Annotated in this window: 16 protein-coding genes and 3 tRNA genes; 15 read left to right on the top strand and 4 right to left on the bottom strand. The window is 62.0% G+C overall.

The genetic code is table 11. From position 1 onward, the window contains the following. Window position 1: 1 nt before the first annotated feature. Entirely contained in the window at window positions 2-508 is a 507-nt protein-coding gene (locus tag F3089_RS01000; RefSeq protein ID WP_151439008.1) for an RDD family protein, read from the bottom strand. A 191-nt stretch (window positions 509-699) separates the two neighbouring features. Between F3089_RS01000 and alaS the strand changes: the two genes are divergently transcribed. The 9 genes from alaS to F3089_RS01045 all read left to right on the top strand — a co-directional run bounded on the left by alaS (window position 700) and on the right by F3089_RS01045 (window position 9,191). After that, the gene (gene alaS / locus F3089_RS01005) at window positions 700-3,339 is read left to right on the top strand and encodes an alanine--tRNA ligase (protein ID WP_151439009.1); all 2,640 of its coding nucleotides are present in this window, start codon (window positions 700-702) and stop codon (window positions 3,337-3,339) included. 104 nt (window positions 3,340-3,443) lie between these two features. Further along, window positions 3,444-4,682, top strand: coding sequence for an aspartate kinase (locus tag F3089_RS01010; RefSeq protein WP_151439010.1), 1,239 nt, complete (start codon window positions 3,444-3,446; stop codon window positions 4,680-4,682). 159 nt (window positions 4,683-4,841) lie between these two features. Beyond that, a complete protein-coding gene (gene csrA, locus F3089_RS01015; protein WP_077530810.1) occupies window positions 4,842-5,033 on the top strand; it encodes a carbon storage regulator CsrA in 192 nt (63 codons plus the stop codon). A gap of 87 nt (window positions 5,034-5,120) precedes the next feature. Further along, window positions 5,121-5,211: transfer RNA gene (locus F3089_RS01020), tRNA-Ser, on the top strand. A gap of 6 nt (window positions 5,212-5,217) precedes the next feature. Beyond that, window positions 5,218-5,294 (top strand) — tRNA-Arg (locus F3089_RS01025). A gap of 58 nt (window positions 5,295-5,352) precedes the next feature. Continuing rightward, window positions 5,353-5,429: transfer RNA gene (locus F3089_RS01030), tRNA-Arg, on the top strand. Between the two features lie 325 nt (window positions 5,430-5,754). Continuing rightward, on the top strand, window positions 5,755-6,000 hold the full coding sequence (locus tag F3089_RS01035) for an OadG family protein (protein WP_151439011.1): 246 nt from the start codon (window positions 5,755-5,757) through the stop codon (window positions 5,998-6,000). 56 nt (window positions 6,001-6,056) lie between these two features. After that, on the top strand, window positions 6,057-7,850 hold the full coding sequence (oadA, locus tag F3089_RS01040; protein WP_151439012.1) for a sodium-extruding oxaloacetate decarboxylase subunit alpha: 1,794 nt from the start codon (window positions 6,057-6,059) through the stop codon (window positions 7,848-7,850). 27 nt (window positions 7,851-7,877) lie between these two features. Continuing rightward, window positions 7,878-9,191, top strand: coding sequence for a sodium ion-translocating decarboxylase subunit beta (locus F3089_RS01045; RefSeq protein ID WP_151439013.1), 1,314 nt, complete (start codon window positions 7,878-7,880; stop codon window positions 9,189-9,191). Between the two features lie 53 nt (window positions 9,192-9,244). Here the strand turns inward: F3089_RS01045 and rnt are convergent, their stop codons facing one another. Both rnt and pyrC read right to left on the bottom strand, forming a co-directional pair. Further along, complete coding sequence (gene rnt, locus F3089_RS01050) at window positions 9,245-9,865, bottom strand: ribonuclease T (protein WP_095617489.1); 621 nt, start codon at window positions 9,863-9,865, stop codon at window positions 9,245-9,247. Between the two features lie 26 nt (window positions 9,866-9,891). Then, window positions 9,892-10,941, bottom strand: coding sequence for a dihydroorotase (pyrC, locus tag F3089_RS01055; RefSeq protein WP_151439014.1), 1,050 nt, complete (start codon window positions 10,939-10,941; stop codon window positions 9,892-9,894). A 93-nt stretch (window positions 10,942-11,034) separates the two neighbouring features. Here pyrC and F3089_RS01060 point away from each other — a divergent pair, with 93 nt between their 5' ends. Both F3089_RS01060 and F3089_RS01065 read left to right on the top strand, forming a co-directional pair. Continuing rightward, window positions 11,035-11,958, top strand: coding sequence for a flagellar protein MotY (locus F3089_RS01060; protein WP_192497236.1), 924 nt, complete (start codon window positions 11,035-11,037; stop codon window positions 11,956-11,958). A 114-nt stretch (window positions 11,959-12,072) separates the two neighbouring features. Further along, on the top strand, window positions 12,073-13,284 hold the full coding sequence (locus F3089_RS01065; protein ID WP_095617486.1) for an argininosuccinate synthase: 1,212 nt from the start codon (window positions 12,073-12,075) through the stop codon (window positions 13,282-13,284). A 13-nt stretch (window positions 13,285-13,297) separates the two neighbouring features. Here the strand turns inward: F3089_RS01065 and F3089_RS01070 are convergent, their stop codons facing one another. Continuing rightward, complete coding sequence (locus F3089_RS01070) at window positions 13,298-13,759, bottom strand: VLRF1 family aeRF1-type release factor (RefSeq protein WP_202405519.1); 462 nt, start codon at window positions 13,757-13,759, stop codon at window positions 13,298-13,300. Window positions 13,760-13,926: 167 nt separating this feature from the next. Between F3089_RS01070 and F3089_RS01075 the strand changes: the two genes are divergently transcribed. The 4 genes from F3089_RS01075 (at window position 13,927) to serC (ending at window position 19,716) form a co-directional block, all read left to right on the top strand. Further along, window positions 13,927-14,268 (top strand): 4a-hydroxytetrahydrobiopterin dehydratase, encoded by a 342-nt coding sequence (locus tag F3089_RS01075; RefSeq protein ID WP_095617621.1) that lies wholly within the window; start codon window positions 13,927-13,929, stop codon window positions 14,266-14,268. A 160-nt stretch (window positions 14,269-14,428) separates the two neighbouring features. After that, a complete protein-coding gene (locus tag F3089_RS01080) occupies window positions 14,429-15,727 on the top strand; it encodes an IS1380 family transposase (RefSeq protein WP_192497237.1) in 1,299 nt (432 codons plus the stop codon). A gap of 338 nt (window positions 15,728-16,065) precedes the next feature. Further along, a complete protein-coding gene (gene gyrA, locus F3089_RS01085) occupies window positions 16,066-18,630 on the top strand; it encodes a DNA gyrase subunit A (protein WP_151439017.1) in 2,565 nt (854 codons plus the stop codon). Between the two features lie 3 nt (window positions 18,631-18,633). Next, window positions 18,634-19,716 carry a 3-phosphoserine/phosphohydroxythreonine transaminase gene (gene serC, locus F3089_RS01090; protein WP_151439018.1) on the top strand — a complete coding sequence of 361 codons (1,083 nt, stop codon included), beginning with the start codon at window positions 18,634-18,636 and terminating at the stop codon, window positions 19,714-19,716.

A 19,716-nucleotide genomic window follows, 5' to 3' on the forward strand; every position in this document is an offset into this window, starting at 1 on the left:
TTTACTGCTTTTTGTTCCTTTTCGGCAGCTGCACCGTGCGGCTTCCCGACAGGCGATCCGTCCAGCTCCGGTGCTGCGGATCCAGCCACTGCCACAGCCAGCCAAGCCCGAAGGTTGCCCAGCTCACAACGCCTGCAACGATCCTCAGTAAAGCCTGGCTCCAGCTGACCACGGATCCGTCCGCGTTCTCGACCCGGATCCGCCAGGTCTGCATGCCCAGCGTCTGGCCTGCACGGCGCCAGAAGAACCCAAAGAACAGCCACAGGCTGCCGGCCAGCACCAGCGTCAGTACCGGATCATGCCCGATGCTGCCCCCGGGCTCCGCCATGGTGGCGTAGCGGTCGCTGAAAAGGCCGATGTTGATCAGCAGCTTGTGCAGGCCGGTGTAGACCGCTGTGACCACAAAGACCAGCGCAATGCACAGCAGGCTGTCATAGAGCATGGCCATCAGCCGGCGCCAGATCGGGGCCGGAGGGTGCGAGTCGGAGGTGGCGGGGGCGCTGTTCATCAGGGTCACGGCTGTTGCTGGAGGTGGTCGGTATTGTACCGGCTCAGGGCTGGCGCGGCGAGGCGGCGGGTTGCCCGCGGCGTGATGCGGTCCCCGTATGGCGCGTTCCCCGGCTTTTTTCGGCTGTGTTAGAGTGTCGCCTTCAGAATCAATGCAATCCTCATCACTAAGAGAATGGGTCCGAGTCCGCTATGAAAACAGCCGAGCTGCGCAGTGCATTTCTGGAGTATTTCCGTCAGAACGGCCACACCATTGTTCCCAGCAGTTCGCTCGTGCCGGCGGACGACCCAACCCTGCTGTTCACCAACGCGGGCATGAACCAGTTCAAGGACGCCTTCCTGGGGCGCGAGGACCGGGGCTACACCCGTGCGGTTTCCTCCCAGCGCTGTGTGCGCGCCGGTGGCAAGCATAATGACCTCGAGAACGTGGGCTACACGGCGCGTCACCACACCTTCTTCGAGATGCTGGGCAACTTCAGCTTTGGCGATTACTTCAAGCGCGAAGCCATCAACTTTGCCTGGACCTTCCTGACTGACCCGCAGTGGCTGGGCCTGCCCGCGGAAAAACTCTGGGTCACGGTCTACCAGACCGATGAGGACGCCTACCGGATCTGGAATGAGGAGATCGGGGTGCCCGCGGACCGGATCATCCGTATCGGCGACGAGGACGGCGTGCCCTACAAGTCCGACAACTTCTGGTCCATGGGTGATACCGGCCCCTGTGGTCCCTGCTCCGAGGTCTTCTACGACCATGGTCCGGACGTGGCCGGTGGCCCCCCCGGCAGTGAGGATGAGGACGGCGACCGCTACATCGAGATCTGGAACATCGTCTTCATGCAGTTCAACCGCACTGCCGATGGCGTGATGCATGATCTGCCGAGCCCGTCCGTGGACACCGGCATGGGCCTTGAGCGCATCGCCGCCGTGCTGCAGGGCGTGCACAGCAACTATGAGATCGACCTGTTCCAGTCCCTGCTGGGGTCGGTTTCCGAACAGTTGGGGGGCGTGGACAAGGATCAGGCATCGGTCTGTGTGGTCGCCGACCATATCCGTTCCTGCGCCTTCCTGATTGCCGACGGCGTGATGCCCTCGAACGAGGGGCGCGGCTTCGTGCTGCGCCGGATCATCCGCCGCGCGGTCCGCCACGGCAACAAACTGGGTGCCACCGGCCCCTTCTTTCACAAGCTCATAGAGCCGCTTGAAGCGCTGATGGGCGAGGCCTATCCGGAGCTGACCCGGGCACGCCCGCAGATCGAGAAGATCCTCAAGCAGGAGGAGGAACAGTTCGCCCGGACCCTGGAAAAGGGCCTGAGGCTGCTGGAGGATGATATTGCCCAGCTCAGCGGCAGTGAGATTCCCGGAGAGACTGTCTTCACCCTCTACGACACCTACGGCTTCCCGGTGGACCTGACCAACGACATCGCCCGGGAGCGCGGCCTGACGCTGGACCATGAAGGCTACGAGAAGGCCATGGAGGCGCAGCGTGAACGCGCACGGGCGGCGAGCAAGTTTGGCATGGACTACAACGCCGGGCTCAGCCTTGACGGCCAGACCGATTTCACTGGTTACGGCAATTTCGAGGACGAGGGCGAGGTCCGGGCCGTGCTCGTTGATGGTGAGCGCCGTGCTGCGGGCGTAGGCGAACGGGCCGTGGTGGTGCTGGATCGCACGCCCTTCTACGGCGAATCCGGCGGCCAGGTGGGCGATACCGGTGTGCTGAGCTGGTCCGGCGGCCGTTTTGAGGTAGAGGACACCCAGAAAGAGGATGGCCACCATCGACACATTGGTCGGGTCGTCGCCGGTACGGTTGAGCCGGGTATGGCCCTGCATGCCGAGGTGAACGGTGAGCGCCGGGCCCATACGGCGCTCAACCACTCCGCCACCCATCTTCTGCACGCAGCCCTGCGGACGGTGTTGGGCGAACATGTAGCCCAGAAAGGCTCGCTGGTGAATGCCGAGCGGCTCCGCTTCGACTTCTCCCACTTCGAGGCGGTAACCGGCGAGGAGCTGGCGCGTATCGAGCGGATGGTCAACGAACAGGTCCGCGCGAACACGGCAGTGGAAACCCGCGTCACGGATATGGATACGGCGAAGACCATGGGCGCTATGGCGCTTTTCGGTGAGAAGTACGGAGATACTGTCAGGGTGCTGTCCATGGGAACAGAGGGCTTCTCCATCGAGCTCTGCGGTGGCACCCATGTTGAGCGCACCGGCGATATCGGCCTCTTCCGCATTGTTACGGAAACCGGCATTTCCTCCGGCGTGCGCCGCATAGAGGCGCTGACCGGTGAATCGGCCCTCGCCCATGACCGCGAGCAGGAGGCCCGTCTCGGGCGCATTGCGGCGCTGGTCAAGGGAGCGCCTGAATCTGCGGTCGAACGTGTGGAATCCCTGGTGGAGTACAATCGCCAGCTGGAGAAGGAAGTGGAGCAGCTCAAGGGCAAGCTTGCCAGTGCCGCCGGCAGTGATCTTGCGGACAGCGCCGTGGACGTCAATGGCGTTAAGGTGGTGGCTGCAGACATGCAGGGAGCCGACCGCAAGGCCCTGATGGAAACCGTCGACCAGCTCAGGAACAAACTCGGCAGCGCCGTGGTGCTGCTGGGGGCTGCGGCCGAAGGCAAGGTCACACTCGTGGCTGGCGTGACCAAGGATCTCACTGGCCAGCTCAAGGCGGGTGACCTTATGCAGGCCATTGCACCGAAGGTCGGCGGTAAGGGTGGTGGCCGTCCTGACATGGCACAGGGGGGCGGCAGTGACCCGGAGGGCCTGCCCGAGGCGATTGCCGCCGTGGAGAACTGGGTGCGCGAGAATTCAGGGGGGGTGAGGGCCTAAGGGCTATCCCTACCTGTACAGCCGCCCAAACAGGGCTATAATTCGTCCGGCGCTAGCAGTGAACCGGGATTCATTTAATCCGTTCGGACAAGGAATACGCACGCATGGCGTTGTACGTAAAAAAATTCGGTGGCACGTCCGTCGGTTCGGTTGACCGTATCGAGGCGGTTGCGGATCAGCTCCAGGCCGCCCGTGAGGGCGGGGATGACGTGGTGGTTGTGGTTTCGGCCATGAGTGGTGAGACCAATCGATTGATTGATCTGGCCAACCAGGTGATGGACGATCCGGATCCGCGCGAGATGGACGTCCTGGTTTCGACCGGCGAACAGGTGACCATTGCGCTTCTGAGCATGGCCCTGCTCAAGCGGGGTGTGGATGCGCGCTCGTACACTGGGGGCCAGGTCCGCATCACCACGGACAGCTCCCACACCCGGGCCCGTATCCAGGACATTGACGAACACAATATGCGTGGCGATCTGGATGCGGGCCGAGTGGTGGTGGTGGCCGGCTTCCAGGGGATGGACGAGGAAGGTCACATCACCACCCTTGGCCGTGGTGGCTCGGACACTACGGCCGTGGCGCTTGCGGCTGCGCTCAAGGCCGACGAATGCCATATCTACACCGATGTGGATGGCGTCTACACCACGGATCCGCGGATCGTGGACGGTGCTCGCCGTCTTGAGACCATCACCTTCGAGGAGATGCTGGAGATGGCCAGCCTGGGCTCCAAGGTGCTGCAGATCCGTTCCGTGGAGTTTGCCGGCAAGTACAACGTACCGGTGAGGGTGCTTTCCAGCTTCAAGGAGGGCCCCGGAACCCTGATCACCTTTGATGACGAGGATGATATGGAAAAGCCAGTGGTCTCGGGCATCGCGTTCAACCGCGATGAAGCCAAGCTGACGGTGGTGGGTGTGGCGGACGTTCCCGGCGTTGCTTCACGCATCCTCAAGCCGGTCAGTGATTCGGGTGTCGAAGTGGACATGATCGTCCAGAACGTCGGGTCGGATAACCGCACCGACTTCACGTTTACGGTTCACCGGAACGACTACCGTCAGTCGCTGGAACTTCTGGAGAACCTGGGGCGTGATCTCGACGTACAGGCTGTACAGGGCGACGAGCACATTGCCAAGGTATCCATTGTAGGTGTGGGGATGCGCTCCCATGCGGGCGTTGCCTCAAGGATGTTCGATGCGCTTTCCGCTGAAGGCATCAATATCCAGATGATCTCGACCTCCGAAATCAAGATATCGGTGGTGATCAACGAGAAATACCTGGAGCTGGCAGTGCGCACGCTGCACAGCGCATTCGGCCTTGAAGAGGCTGAAATCCGGGAAGAAAGCTGAATAATCATAACAAAACATGACTGGCGAAAACGCGTGCGGGCTCCAATAATTAGGAAGCCGAACTGAAAACGACACGGGGGAGCGTCTCGCGACTGAGCCGGAAGGGGCAGTGGGGCGTATAACCGGAAAGCGGTTAAAACGGAACAAGGAGTTTGGGAAATGCTGATTCTGACACGTCGCGTCGGCGAGACACTCATGGTCGGTGATGAGGTGACTGTGACCGTTCTCGGCGTCAAGGGAAACCAGGTGCGTATCGGCGTGAATGCGCCGAAGGAAGTGGCCGTGCACCGGGAGGAGATCTATCAGCGCATCCAGCAGGAGCAGGACGAGGACGAGCCGGAACGCGAGTGAATCCGGTCCTGTGCGGCGGCTGCCATGAAATTTCGCGTCAACCCTATGAAAACGCGTCACATATGGTAGTATACGCCGCGTTCCAACGGAGAGGTGGGTGAGTGGCTGAAACCAGCTCCCTGCTAAGGAGCCGTACGCATTGCGCGTACCGAGGGTTCGAATCCCTCCCTCTCCGCCATTACTTGCGGCTGTAGCTCAGCTGGATAGAGCACGTGGCTACGAACCACGGGGTCGGGGGTTCGAATCCTCCCAGCCGCACCAGATTCAGGACTGATGCCAGAGTGGTATCAGTCTTTCTCAGAAAAACCTGCCTGTATAAGCGGCTGTAGCTCAGCTGGATAGAGCACGTGGCTACGAACCACGGGGTCGGGGGTTCGAATCCTCCCAGCCGCACCAATTCAAAACTCTGCCATTCAGTATCAGAACCTGTTCAATCAGACTGAGCAGTAACGTATTGCTGGGCGGTGAGAATCGTCGTCTGTGATCCTGACTGTAATACGCCTGCCATCTTCCTTTCCTGTCCGCCTTGGCTGGAACGACTTGCGGTTTATCAATCCTTAGCTTGCAATCATCTGAATTTGTGGGTATAAAACGCGGCGCTGCGGCTGGGCGACGGGGTTTTTCATTGCCCGCCGGAGCGAGAAACTGTAAATTGTGGCAGATTTTGCGAAGTCTCTGAGTCGGTTTCGCAATCAATGAATCCCGCTTAAAGGTGATTTCCATGGATGAAGTGATGCAGGGGGCTGTGGACCTGATGCTGGTTGGCATGGGGTTCGTGTTTTCCTTTCTGATCATTCTGGTGTTCGTCACCATGCTGATGTCCCGCATTGCGGGCCGCATCGCGCCCCCGGAGCCACCGCGCCCCACGGGTGGCGGATCAGGGGGTGCTGATCCCATGCAAGACCCGAAACTCAAGACGGCCATTTCCGAAGCTGTTGCCAGGCACCGGGCTCGTCGCCGGCAATGAGCTGCCGCGCGTAAGCGCGGCCGGGAACCCAATACGAGATAAAAAAGGTCAGAACGATGACAGATAGCAAACAACCGCTGGGGATCACGGATCTGGTGCTGCGTGACGCGCACCAGTCCCTGTTCGCGACCCGCATGCGACTGGACGACATGCTGCCGATCGCCGAGAAGCTCGATCAGGTCGGCTTCTGGTCGGTGGAATCCTGGGGCGGCGCCACGTTCGACTCCTGCATCCGTTATCTGGGTGAGGATCCCTGGGAGCGGATCCGGGAGTTGAAAAAGGCCATGCCCAATACCCGCCAGCAGATGCTGCTGCGGGGCCAGAACCTCCTTGGTTACCGTCATTACGCGGACGATGTGGTTCGGCGCTTTGTGGAACGTGCTGCCGAGAATGGCGTGGATGTCTTCCGGATCTTTGACGCGATGAACGACCCGCGCAATCTGGAAACCGCGATCCAGGCCACGAAGGAGACGGGCAAGCACGCCCAGGGCACCATCTCCTACACCGTAAGCCCGGTCCACACCATTGAGATGTGGGTGGATCTGGCCAAGAAGATCGAGTCCATGGGCGCGGATTCCCTCGCGATCAAGGACATGGCCGGGCTCATGAAGCCCTATGTCTGTTACGACCTGGTGAGTCGCCTCAAGAAGGAACTCGATATTCCCATCCAGTTCCATTCCCATGCCACCACCGGCATGTCGACCGCCAGCATCATCAAGGCGGCCGAGGCGGGTGTTGACCGGGTGGACACCGCTATTTCCTCCATGAGCATGACCTACGGGCACTCACCTACCGAGTCCGTAGTGGCCATGATGCAGGGCACCGACCGCGAAACCGGTCTGGATATCGAGCTTCTTGAAGACATTGCCAAGTACTTCCGCGAAGTCCGCAAGAAGTACGCCAAGTTTGAGGGCTCGCTGCGCGGTGTGGATTCCCGCATCCTGGTGGCCCAGGTGCCGGGCGGCATGCTTACCAACATGGAAGGTCAGCTCAAGGAGCAGAACGCCAGCGACAAAATGGACGAGCTGCTGTCCGAGATCCCGCGCGTGCGCGAGGATCTGGGCTACATTCCGCTGGTCACGCCGACCTCCCAGATCGTAGGCACCCAGGCGGTGCTGAACGTGCTGACCGGCGAGCGCTACAAGTCCATTTCCAAGGAAACCTCCGCCGTGCTCAAGGGTGAATACGGCGCCGCCCCGGCGGACTGCAACAAGGAGCTGCAGCAGAAGGTGCTGGAAGGCGGCGAGCCGATCACCTGCCGTCCGGCTGACCTGATCGAGCCCGAAATGGAGCGTCTGACCGACGAGCTCCGTCAGGAAGCGAAGGACAAGGGCTTCACCATTGCTGAGAACGAGGTGGATGATGTCCTGACCTATGCGCTTTTCCCGCAGATTGGTCTGAAGTTCCTGGAGAATCGCGGTAACCCGGAAGCCTTTGAACCGGTACCGACCGGCGAGGAAGCCACCAAACCGGCTGCGCCCGGTGAGCCCGAGACCTATACGGTCACGGTGGAGGGGCAGTCCTATGTGGTGGAAGTTGCCGATGGTGGCGACATCACCAACATCCAGCCCGCGCAGGGCGGTGGCCAGCCCCAGGCTGCGGCCGGAGGAGGCCAGGCGCCAGTGCCCGCGGGTGGGGGTGAACCTGTTTCCGCGCCGCTGGCCGGCAACATCTTCAAGGTTCATGTGAGCCCCGGCCAACAGGTCAATGAGGGCGATGTGCTGATCATTCTCGAGGCCATGAAGATGGAGACCGAGGTAAAGGCGGATCGTTCCGGTACGGTCGGCTCCGTTACCGTCAAGGTCGGCGACAGCGTGGCCGTTGGCGACGAACTTCTGACTCTGGGATAAGAAGGGCTGTACGGCATGGACAACCTTATGACTCTATGGACCGGTAGCGGTCTGTACAATCTGACGCCGGGCGCGCTCACGATGATCGTGGTGGGCCTGGTGCTGCTCTACCTGGCAATCAACAAGAAGTTTGAGCCACTGCTCCTCGTACCGATCGGTTTCGGTACCATCCTCGCCAACCTTCCGGAGGCGGGGCTGGCCCAGAGCGCGATTGAGGCGGCCATCTACAGTGAGTCGCCCAAGGTGCTCGCGGCACTTGCTTCTGTGATGGATGTCAGCTTTGACATGGGGCAACGGGTCACCCCCGAGGTCATCAAATCCTTCATTGAAGCCTATAAGAACATGGATGCGGAGACTGCCCTGAGCGCCAAACAGGTGGCGACGGACGCGGGCTATTCTCCGGGGATCATCCAGTCGTTCTATGCGGTGGCGATCGGAAGCGGCGTTGCGCCCCTTCTGATCTTCATGGGCGTCGGGGCCATGACGGATTTCGGGCCGCTTCTGGCCAACCCCAAGACAATGCTCCTCGGGGCTGCCGCCCAGTTCGGCATCTTCGCCACGGTACTGGGCGCGGCGCTGCTCAACTCGAGTGGCCTGATGGAGTTCTCCGTGGCCGAGGCTGCGGCTGTTGGTATCATCGGTGGTGCCGATGGTCCCACCTCCATCTATGTGTCCAGCATATTGGCGCCGCACCTTCTGGGGGCGATCGCGGTTGCGGCCTATTCCTACATGGCCCTCGTGCCATTGATTCAGCCGCCCATCATGCGAGCGTTCACCACTCCCGAGGAGCGCAAGCTGAAGATGAGTCAGCTGCGTGAGGTCGGTAAGCTGGAAAAGATCCTGTTCCCGGTCTGCATCCTGGTCCTTACGGGCATGTTCCTGCCGGACGCAACACCACTTCTGGGCATGTTCTGCTTCGGTAACCTCATGAAGGAATGCGGCGTGGTCGAGCGTCTGAGCGACACGGTGCAGAACTCGCTGATCAACGCCGTGACGATCATTCTCGGTCTCGCGGTTGGCTCCAAGATGGCCGCCGAGGCGTTCCTGAACACCCAGACGCTGGGCATCCTGGTGCTGGGTATCGGGGCCTTCGCGGTGGGTACCATGTGTGGTGTTCTCATGGCCAAGCTCATGAATGCGCTGACCAAGGAGAAGATCAACCCGCTGATCGGCTCAGCCGGGGTCTCCGCAGTGCCGATGGCGGCCCGGGTATCCAACAAGGTGGGTCTGGAGGAGAACCATCAGAACTTCCTCCTGATGCACGCCATGGGCCCGAACGTGGCCGGTGTGATCGGCTCCGCCGTGGCGGCGGGTGTCATGATCAAGTTCGTCGGCGGCTGATCCCGGCGTGATAGGCGCTCCCGGCAACCGGGGGCGCCTTTCCCTTTCCTGTTTCAGGCTTCGCCGGGTGACGGCGGTGGCCATCCTCCCAGAGACTTCCAGCGGTTCACGATCAGGCAGAACAGTTCGGCCGTCTTGTCCGCGTCGTACAGCGCGGAGTGGGCTTCTTTGTTGTCGAACTCAATGCCGGCCAGGCGGCACGCTTCCGCAAGGACCGTGTGACCCAGCGCGAGACCGGACAGGGCTGACGTGTCAAAGGTCGAGAAGGGGTGGAAGGGGTTGCGCTTGATGTTCTGGCGATCCGAAGCGGCCTTTACAAAGCCGAGATCAAAGGTGGCGTTGTGGCCGACCAGCACGGCGCGCTTGCACTGGTTGCGGCGCACGGCCTGGCGGATGGACTGGAAGGTGCCGCGCATGGCTTCCAGTTCCGGCCGTTCATCGCGCAGGGGGTTGCCGGGATCGATGCCCGTGAACTGGAGCGCGGCTTTTTCCAGGTTCGCGCCTTTAAAGGGCTGGACGTTGTACTGGATGCGTTCGCCCGGGTAGAGCCAGCCCTCGTCATCCATTTCCAGCAGGACCGTGGCGATTTCGAGCAGCGCGTCGGTGGCGGCATTGAAGCCTCCGGTCTCCACGTCCACCACAACCGGCAGGAATCCCCGGAAGCGCTGCTGCATCAGTGTCGGTGTTGGCTCATGGCTGCTCACTCCGGGCTCTCCCCGTCGTCGATCCGCCAGTTCAGGGTGTCGCCGGCATTCAGGGGCACAATGGGGTGACCATCTTCATGGAGGACATCGGGAATCGGGTGCGGTTCACGGCGCAGGGTGATGCGGCCGGTATTGCGCGGCAGCCCGTAGAAGTCCGCTCCATGCAGGGAAGCGAAGCCTTCCAGGCGCTCCAGGGCACCGGCTTGCTCAAAGAAATGGGCATAGAGCTCGATGGCTGCGTAGGCTGAATAGCAGCCCGCACAGCCGCAGCCCGTTTCCTTGCGGTGGCGGTCATGGGGCGCGGAGTCCGTGCCCAGAAAGAACCGGGGATCACCACTGGTGGCGGCTTCCTGCAGCGCCTGCTGATGACGCTGGCGCTTGAGGATCGGTAGGCAGTAGAAATGTGGCCGGATGCCGCCCACCAGCAGGTGATTGCGGTTGAACAGCAGGTGCTGGGGCGTGATGGTGGCTCCCAGGTTGCGCTCTCTGGATCTGACGAAGTCAGCGGCGTCCGCCGTCGTAATATGCTCCATGACCACCCGCAGCCGGGGAAGCCGTTCGAGAAGGGGCGCCAGGACCTCGTCGATGAAGACCTTTTCCCGGTCGAAGATATCGACTTCGGGGCGGGTCACTTCACCATGGGTGAGCAGCAGCAGGCCCTCTTCCGCCATGGTTTCCAGGGCGGCATCAATATGACGGATGTCGGTGACGCCGGAGTCGGAGTTCGTGGTGGCGCCCGCCGGGTAGAGCTTGCAGGCCACCACGCCCGCACGGGCCGCCTCGCGGATCATGTCCGGCGTGGTATTGTCCGTGAGGTAGAGCGTCATCAGTGGCTCAAACGCGCTGCCGGCCGGCACAGCGCTCCGGATCCGCTCACGGTAATCCAGGGCCTGAGCTGCCGTGGTGACCGGCGGTGTCAGGTTGGGCATGATGATGGCGCGTCCGAAGCGTCGTGCCGAGGCGGGAACCACCTGGCGCATGAGGTCACCATCTCGGACATGCAGGTGCCAGTCGTCGGGTCGGATCAGTGTCAGCGTGTCAGTCATGGCGCGAAGTATACCAGAAGATCCGGGGCTCAAGTTCCGGTGCTTGCTGCCGATACCCGGGGGTGAAGCGTCAGAACAATGGTTCCAATCACCATGAAATCACGTCACTGGATTGTCGCCGTGCTGGTCATGGCCGGGTTGCCCTCGGGCGCCCTGGGCACGACATTCTCCGCCGGCATCGAAAACAGCCGTTGGATCCTTTCGGATTCAATCTTTGCGTGCACGCTGACGCATCCGGTCCCCGGTTATGGCGAGGCGGTGTTCTATCACCGTGCCGGGGAGTCACTGCGCTTCTTTCTGCAGCCTGTCCGCAATCCCATGCGCGCTGGTGAGGCAGCGCTGGTGATCGAGCAGCCTTCCTGGAAAGCAGGTAAGCCAGTGGATGATCTGGGGTATGTCCGGGTTGAGGATAACCATGACCGGCCCGTGGAGCTTTCCTCCGGCACCAGCGAGCGGATGCTTGCGAGCCTTCGGGAGGGGCGCAGGCCCACCTTCACGCGCCGGGCGCGTCAGAGCGATCGGCCGGTGCGGGTTCGACTCAATCATGTCAACTATGGCAGTCCCCACCAGTCTTTCCGCCGCTGTCAGAGTGAGCTGCTGCCGGTGAACTACGATCAGGTCCAGCGCACCGTGGTCCTGTTCGATCTGGACGAGTCCGACCTCAGTCAGGAAGCCCGTGAGCGCCTTGATGACGTGGCCCTGTACGTGAAAGCCGATGACCGGATCACGCAAGTCTACGTGGATGGGCATACGGACAGTATCGGCACCCCTCTGCGCAACCGTGAGCTTTCCAAGGCGAGGGCGGAGGCGGTTGCTGGCTATCTTCAGGACCAGGGCGTTCCGGAGGATCAGCTGGTGACGCGCTTCCACGGGGACCGCTATCCGGTTGCCGGTGTGGAGACGCCCGGCCCGAGGCATCGCCGTGCCACGGTGCGGCTGGAACGGGAAAACGATGATGATGAAGCCGATCCGGTGGTGACCCAGGCCCAGCGCAAGGATCTGGTGATCGTCGACTGAACCCGGATTGGCTCCGGACCCCGCCCTTGCCGTAAAATACCCTCCACCGATCAACAGGCCCGGGTGCCGCGTGGTAGCCCGGCGTTCATGAATTCCGGATAAGGCGAAACAGCGATGTCAGACATCAACAAGGTCGTTCTGGCCTACTCCGGGGGGCTCGATACCTCCGTCATCGTCAAATGGCTCCAGGAAACCTACGACTGCGAGGTGGTGACCTTCACTGCCGATATCGGTCAGGGCGAGGAAGTCGAGCCCGCGCGTGAGAAGGCCAAGGGCCTGGGCGTGAAGGAAATCTACATCGAGGACCTGCGTGAGGAGTTCGCGCGGGATTACGTCTTCCCGATGTTCCGTGCCAACACCGTCTACGAGGGTGAGTACCTGCTGGGTACTTCCATTGCCCGGCCACTGATCGCCCGTCGCCTGGTGGAGATCGCCAACGAGACGGGGGCGGATGCCATTGCCCATGGCGCCACCGGCAAGGGCAACGACCAGGTGCGCTTTGAGCTGGGCGCCTACGCGCTCAAGCCTGGCATCAAGGTGATCGCTCCCTGGCGTGAGTGGGACCTCAACTCCCGCCAGAAGCTCCTGGACTACTGCGACCACCACGGCATTCCGGTGGAAAAGCAGCAGGGCAAGTCGCCTTACTCCATGGACGCCAACCTTCTGCATATCTCCTATGAGGGTGAAGTGCTGGAGGACCCCTGGGCGCAGGCCGAGGACGACATGTGGCGCTGGAGTGTATCGCCCGAGCAGGCGCCGGATGAGCCCACGATTCTGGACGTCTCCTACGAAAACGGTGACATCGTGGCCATCAACGGCGAGCGCATGAAGCCCCACGAGGTGCTGTCGTACCTGAACAGAGTGGCGGGCGATAACGGCATCGGCCGCATCGACATCGTCGAGAACCGCTACGTGGGCATGAAGTCCCGTGGCTGTTACGAGACGCCGGGTGGCACCGTCATGCTCAAGGCGCACCGCGCCATTGAGTCCATTACCCTGGACCGGGAAGTGGCCCACCTGAAGGACAGCATCATGCCGCGCTATGCGGAAGTGGTGTACAACGGCTACTGGTGGGCCCCTGAGCGCCGCGCCATGCAGGCCCTGATTGACGAGACCCAGGGGCCCGTCAACGGCGATGTGCGCCTCAAGCTCTACAAGGGCAACGTAGAGGTTCTGGGCCGTCGCTCAGAGGATTCGCTCTTCGATGAGAAGGTTGCGACCTTTGAGGAAGACGAGGGCGCCTATGACCAGAAGGACGCGGAAGGCTTCATCAAGCTGAATGCCCTCCGCCTGCGTATCGCCGCCTCCAAGGGCCGTTCCCTGTAGGGGGCAGCTCCTCCTACTTGATGCGTTCCGGGAAGTGCCTGCGCAGTTCCCGGGCGTTCATCTGGGAAAAATCCTTCCCGATCTCCTCCGCGATGATCGCCTTGAGTTCCGGCTTCATGTGCTTACGCAGTTCGCCCAGGAATCTGGGTGGCGCGGCAATATAGAGTTTCTCCACTTCCCCTTGCTTGCGGGCCTGCTCAAGAGTCTCTGCAAGCTCCTTGGCAAAGCGCTGAGCCTCCACCTCTTTCGGTTCGCTGTGTTCCTCCATAGCGCTGCGGCCACCATGCATGTCATCCGCCTGGCGACCGGGCCGGTCGGTGGTCAGGTCGCCGTCGTGCAGTCGGGCCTCGGGGTTGAGCAGGGTGTCCACCTCCGTGAAGTCGCCCTTGGGGGAATCGGTGGTGAACAGGCGCGCACGGCTGGCGTCGGCGACCACGATGCGAACCTTCGGCATGGTGAAGTGCGGGTTGTTCATGGAGCCTCTCCTCTACGGATCGGTGGGTGAAGAACTCCTTCACAGAACCACTGTGGGGGCTGTTTGGGGGCGGGGCAAGGGGCCTGGAAGCATCTCTTCCACCTTTACGCTGCTGCAGCAACGCGTGATGATGGGGTGGCGACACAAACAGAATGGGAGAAGGCATCATGAGCGACCTGACAAAGCAGACCTGTGAAGCCTGCAGCAAGGATTCGCCACTGGCCACGGAACAGGAGAAAAAGGAGCTGGGGGCGGAGGTGCCTGACTGGACCACGGTCACCCGTAACGGTGAAGAGCAGCTGGAGCGGACCTTCAAGCTGAAGAACTTTGCCGAGGCACTGGCCTTTACCAATAAGGTGGGTGAGCTGGCCGAGGAAGTGGATCACCACCCGATGATTACCACCGAATATGGCAAGGTGACGGTCACTTGGTGGACCCACAAGATCGGCGGGCTGCACCGCAATGACTTCATTATGGCGGCGCGCACCGACGAACTGGCGGGAGCCTGACGCCTGATCCTTCCGGGCCCCGTTCGGGGCCCATTCCGGAGACCCTGATTCCCGGATAAAGGCGTGAGCTGATGGGGAGGGGTTGAAGGAAGAGGGGCGCATCCTGTGGGATATGGGCGCAAAGCGACTAAACCCACACCCTCACCCAACAGGTGCGCCGATGAATAATGTAAAACCTCAGCCGCCTCGCGTCGAGATCGATTTCACGGATGCCCAGCTCACTGGCCAGGGTGGGCTGGCGCTGCTTGGTCAGTTGGGTCAACGCTTCGCACTGCCGCAGCGTTTGGGCGAATTGATTCAGCTCAAACGCCGTCGCCGTGGTGCCAGTGACGCGCAGATGCTGTGGGCGCTGATCGGCTCACTGGCGGCAGGCAACGGAGCACTGTCGGATCTGGATGCACTGCGCGAGGATACGCCGACGGCGACGCTGTTGGGGCTTGATGCAGTGCCCTCGGGGCGGCGCCTGGGGGAATATCTGTCACGCATGAGTGAGCCCCAGATCGAGGCGCTGCAGCGTCTGGCCCGCGAGCTGGCGGCGCAGGTCGCGCCCGATGTCGTTGCCCACCAGCGCGACACCCACGGCTATGTGCCGGTGTTTGTCGATGGCACCGCCATTGAGGTGGAAGGGCAGCTTTTTGAGCAAGCCGCCACCGGCTACGACGGCACCACTCAGTACTGGCTGCACTCGGTGTTTGTCGGAGGACTGTGGAGCAGTGCCCGGCTGCATCCGGGCGGGGTGGATGTGGCCAAGGGCTGGCGTGAGCAGCTTGAACACGATATCGCGCCGCTTTTTGACCAGACCACACCGGTGTGGGTGCATGCTGATAATGCCTATTACCGCAAGGGGTTTGTTGAGCTGTGCCGGCACTACGGTTGGGACTACTCGGTCAGCGTCACCCATGATGGGTATCGCCGTCCGGTGCTGGAGGTAATCGAAGGGCTGAGTGAACAGGGTTGGCAGCCGATTGGCGCTGGCGAGAGCGCCACCCTGGTGTATTACCGCCCCAGCGGCTGGAGCCATGAGCATGCCTACGTGGTCGTGCGCGGTGAACACCAGGGTCCCCAACAGGCGCTGATTCCGCACTACAGTGTCATCCTGGTCTCGCGCGATGATCTTCCCCTGGATGAGCTTGTGGCCCGTCACCGCCAAAAACAGGGCCAGGAGAACGCGTTCAAGGGCCCGCTGCTCGATATGGACCTGCACCATCCCCCGTGCCGGCGCTTCCGCGCCAATCAGGCGTTCTATCAATGCGGCCAGATTGCCCAGATCCTGCTGCGGGCCCTGCAGTACCAGCTGCTGCCCGCCAGCGCCCGTCGCCACGGGCTGCGTCCGCTGATCCGCTACGCCATTCGCAGCGTGGCACGCCTCGTTCATACAGGCCGACGATTACGACTCGACTTTGCCAAAACAACCCACCATCTGAAGTGGTTGTTACACGCCAGCATTCAACTCGAATAGCACTCACCGGAACAGTCATAACGGCGCTCTCGTCGCAGTCATCGCCCTGCGGCCATGGGCCGCTACGCTCAAAATCAGGCCGACAACGTGCCAAAGCGTCTTAAACCCCGACGAACTTCTCCAGCCATCTGCCTACAGCCCATCCACTGGTGACCAGAATCAGCGCCCAGGCCGGCCACTCGACCTCAAAGTCATGACTGAGTCCATTAACCGGGGATTGGGATTCCGGAGACGCCGATTCCCCGGGGTCATCCTTTCTGTGGTATTATTAGCGGCTTTGGCGTGCCCGGGCAGCACGCCGCAGACCACCGCCAGAATACAGGAAGGATGACGTCCCGATGGGAGAGCTAGCCAGAGAAATCCTGCCGGTTAACATCGAAGAAGAACTCAAACAGTCCTACCTGGATTACGCCATGAGCGTGATCGTGGGGCGTGCGCTGCCGGATGTGCGGGATGGGCTCAAGCCGGTGCACCGCCGGGTGCTTTTCGCCATGGACGAGCTCGGCAACGACTGGAACAAGGCCTACAAGAAGTCCGCCCGTGTGGTGGGTGATGTCATTGGTAAATATCACCCCCACGGTGACGCGGCCGTGTACGACACCATCGTACGCATGGCTCAGCCCTTCTCCCTGCGCTACACGTTGGTGGACGGCCAGGGCAACTTCGGTTCCATCGATGGCGACAATGCGGCGGCGATGCGTTACACCGAGGTGCGGATGCGCAAGCTCGCTCACGAGCTGCTGGCGGATCTGGACAAGGAAACCGTCGACTATGTGCCCAACTACGACGGCACCGAGCAGATCCCCGAAGTGCTGCCCACCCGGGTTCCCAATCTGCTGGTCAACGGCTCCTCCGGCATCGCCGTGGGCATGGCCACCAACATCCCGCCGCACAACCTGCGGGAAGTGGTCGAGGCCTGCCTGGCACTGGTGGACGACGACTCGCTCACCGTTGATGACCTGATGGAATACATTCCGGGGCCGGACTTCCCCACAGAGGGTCTGATCAGCGGCCGCGCGGGCATTGTTCAGGCATACCGGACCGGCCGCGGTCGGATCTACGTGCGTGCCCGTCACGAGATCGAGCATGATAAGAAGACCGGTCGGGATGCCATCATCTTCAATGAGCTGCCGTACCAGGTGAACAAGGCGCGGCTGATCGAGAAGATTGCGGAACTGGTCAAGGAAAAGCGCCTCGAGGGCATCAGCGAGCTGCGGGATGAGTCCAGCAAGGAAGGCATCCGCATCGTGATCGAGGTGCGCAAGGGCGAGAACCCCGAGGTGATCGTCAACAACCTGTTCAAGAACACGCAGCTCGAGAATGTGTTCGGCATCAACTGCGTCGCCCTGGTCGACGGTGAACCCCAGACCCTGAACCTCAAGCAGATGCTGGAGCGCTTCCTGCTGCATCGGCGCGAGGTGGTCACACGCCGCACCATCTATGAACTGCGCAAGGCGCGCGAGCGCGGCCATGTGCTGGAGGGGCTCTCTGTGGCGCTGGCCAACATCGATGAGGTGATCGAGCTGATCAAGGCCTCGCCGGGTGCCGCCGAGGCGAAGGAAAAGCTTCTGGCCCAGGGCTGGCAGCCAGGGCAGGTCAACGACATGCTCGCACGTGCCGGCGCCGATGCCTGCCGTCCGGATGACCTGCCGGAGGGGTATGGCCTGCGCGATGGGAAGTACAATCTCTCCCCGGAACAGGCCCAAGCCATCCTCGACCTGCGCCTGCACCGCCTGACCGGTCTTGAGACCGAGAAGCTGTTCACTGAGTACAAGGAAATCCTCGCGAAGATCGAGGATCTCATCGATATCCTGAGCAATCCGGACCGCCTCATGCAGGTGATCCGCGAGGAACTCGAGAAAATCCGCGACGAGTACGGCGATGAACGCCGTACCGAGATCGTGAGCTCGCGCCAGGATCTGACCACGGCGGACCTGATCGACGAAGAGGACCTGGTAGTTACCATCTCCCACAACGGCTACGCCAAGACGCAGCCGCTGGAGGACTACCGGGCCCAGCGCCGGGGTGGCCGTGGTAAGTCCGCCACCAGCATGAAGGATGAGGACTTCATCGAGACGCTGCTGGTGGCCAACTCCCACGACACCATCCTGTGCTTCACGGACAAGGGTAAGGTCTACTGGCTGCGCGTGTTCGAGATCCCGCAGGGCAGCCGCAACTCCCGTGGCCGGCCCATGGTCAATATCCTGCCGCTGGACGAGGACGAGCGGATCTCCACCTTCCTGCCGGTGCGCGAGTACACCGAGGGCCACTATGTGTTCATGGCCACGGCCAACGGCACGGTTAAGAAGACGCCGCTGGTGAACTTCTCGCGGCCGCGCAGCTCCGGCCTGATCGCCACCAACCTGGACGAGGGCGACCACCTGATCGGCGCCGTCATCACCGCGGGCAGCACCGAGATCATGATGCTGGCCACCTCCGGCAAGGCGGTTCGGTTTACCGAGGATCAGGTGCGCTCCATGGGCCGGACAGCACGCGGTGTGCGCGGCATCCGGCTCAAGGCGGGTGAGCAGGTGGTCTCGCTGATCCAGCCGGATCCCGAGGGCTATATCCTCACGGCCAGCGAGCACGGCTATGGCAAGCGCACGAAGGTGAGTGAATTCCCGGCCTACAGCCGTGGCAGCCAGGGCGTGATCGCCATGCAGCGCTCCGAGCGCAACGGCGACCTGGTCTGCGCGCTGCAGGTGTTTGAGGGGAACGAGATCATGCTGATCACCAACCAGGGCACCCTGGTGCGCACCGGTATCGAGGATGTCTCGATCAGCAGCCGCAACACTCAGGGCGTGCGCCTGATCCGGATGACCGGTGATGACGAGCGCCTGGTGGGCATCCAGCGGATCGAGGACAGCAGTGACGATGATGACGAAAACGGGGAACAGGACTGACCCATGACACGAGCCTATAACTTCTGCGCCGGCCCGGCAGCGCTTCCAGAGGAGGTGCTGACGCAGGCGCGCGATGAAATGCTGGACTGGCAGGGCAAGGGCCTGTCGGTGATGGAGATGAGTCACCGCGGTGATGCGTTTGTCAGCATCGCACAGCAGGCGGAACAGGATCTGCGTGATCTGATGGGGATCCCGGATGACTACGCGGTGCTATTCCTGCAGGGTGGCGCCAGCAGCCAGTTCGCGGGTGTGCCGCTGAATCTGGCCGGGCCCAATGACCCGGTGGATTACGTCAACACCGGTGTCTGGTCGCGCAAGGCCATTGCCGAAGCGGGCCGGATGGCGGACGTTAAGGAAGTGGCCAGTTCCGAGGACGCTGGCTACACCCATGTGCCGGACCCGGCTGAATGGCGCACCCGCCCGGACGCCCGCTATCTGCACATCACGCCCAACGAGACCATCGGCGGGCTGGCGTACAGCCGCTTTCCGGAGGCCGGTGATATGCCCGTGGTGGCGGACTGGTCTTCGGCCATCCTCTCCGAGCCGGTGGACGTGAGCCGCTTCGGTATGATCTACGCCGGCGCCCAGAAGAACATCGGCCCCGCGGGTCTGACCATCGTGATCGTGCGCCGGGATCTGATCGGCAATGCCCGCGAGGGCACGCCGGCCATGCTGGACTACGCCATTCACGACAAGGCGGACTCCATGTACAACACGCCGCCCACCTATGCGTGGTACCTGGCCGGACTGGTGTTCCAGTGGCTCAAGCGCCAGGGTGGTCTCCAGGCCATGGCGGACATCAACCGTCGCAAGGCCAACCGCCTCTACGGTTTCATCGATGAGAGCGACTTCTACGCCAATCCGGTGCAGCCGGAGTACCGCTCGCTGATGAACGTCCCCTTCACGCTGGCGGACGACAGCCTCAACAGTGCCTTCCTTGAGGGCGCCGAGGCACGCGGCCTGCTCAACCTCAAGGGCCACCGGTCCGTGGGCGGCATGCGCGCGAGCATCTACAACGCCATGCCGGAGGCCGGCATCGAGGCGCTGATTGACTACATGGCGGAATTCGAAAAAGACAAAGGCTGA

The organism is Halospina sp. K52047b, from assembly GCF_008709855.1.
Classification (GTDB): Bacteria; Pseudomonadota; Gammaproteobacteria; order Pseudomonadales; family Oleiphilaceae; genus Halospina; species Halospina utahensis_B.

What these genes read in the sequence shown, in the direction of transcription:
- F3089_RS01000 (WP_151439008.1), bottom strand. Translation starts at nt 508, where the DNA reads ATGAACAGCGCCCCCGCCACCTCCGACTCGCACCCTCCGGCCCCGATC.
- alaS (WP_151439009.1), top strand. Translation starts at nt 700, where the DNA reads ATGAAAACAGCCGAGCTGCGCAGTGCATTTCTGGAGTATTTCCGTCAG.
- F3089_RS01010 (WP_151439010.1), top strand. Translation starts at nt 3,444, where the DNA reads ATGGCGTTGTACGTAAAAAAATTCGGTGGCACGTCCGTCGGTTCGGTT.
- csrA (WP_077530810.1), top strand. Translation starts at nt 4,842, where the DNA reads ATGCTGATTCTGACACGTCGCGTCGGCGAGACACTCATGGTCGGTGAT.
- F3089_RS01035 (WP_151439011.1), top strand. Translation starts at nt 5,755, where the DNA reads ATGGATGAAGTGATGCAGGGGGCTGTGGACCTGATGCTGGTTGGCATG.
- oadA (WP_151439012.1), top strand. Translation starts at nt 6,057, where the DNA reads ATGACAGATAGCAAACAACCGCTGGGGATCACGGATCTGGTGCTGCGT.
- F3089_RS01045 (WP_151439013.1), top strand. Translation starts at nt 7,878, where the DNA reads ATGACTCTATGGACCGGTAGCGGTCTGTACAATCTGACGCCGGGCGCG.
- rnt (WP_095617489.1), bottom strand. Translation starts at nt 9,865, where the DNA reads ATGCAGCAGCGCTTCCGGGGATTCCTGCCGGTTGTGGTGGACGTGGAG.
- pyrC (WP_151439014.1), bottom strand. Translation starts at nt 10,941, where the DNA reads ATGACTGACACGCTGACACTGATCCGACCCGACGACTGGCACCTGCAT.
- F3089_RS01060 (WP_192497236.1), top strand. Translation starts at nt 11,035, where the DNA reads ATGAAATCACGTCACTGGATTGTCGCCGTGCTGGTCATGGCCGGGTTG.
- F3089_RS01065 (WP_095617486.1), top strand. Translation starts at nt 12,073, where the DNA reads ATGTCAGACATCAACAAGGTCGTTCTGGCCTACTCCGGGGGGCTCGAT.
- F3089_RS01070 (WP_202405519.1), bottom strand. Translation starts at nt 13,759, where the DNA reads ATGAACAACCCGCACTTCACCATGCCGAAGGTTCGCATCGTGGTCGCC.
- F3089_RS01075 (WP_095617621.1), top strand. Translation starts at nt 13,927, where the DNA reads ATGAGCGACCTGACAAAGCAGACCTGTGAAGCCTGCAGCAAGGATTCG.
- F3089_RS01080 (WP_192497237.1), top strand. Translation starts at nt 14,429, where the DNA reads ATGAATAATGTAAAACCTCAGCCGCCTCGCGTCGAGATCGATTTCACG.
- gyrA (WP_151439017.1), top strand. Translation starts at nt 16,066, where the DNA reads ATGGGAGAGCTAGCCAGAGAAATCCTGCCGGTTAACATCGAAGAAGAA.
- serC (WP_151439018.1), top strand. Translation starts at nt 18,634, where the DNA reads ATGACACGAGCCTATAACTTCTGCGCCGGCCCGGCAGCGCTTCCAGAG.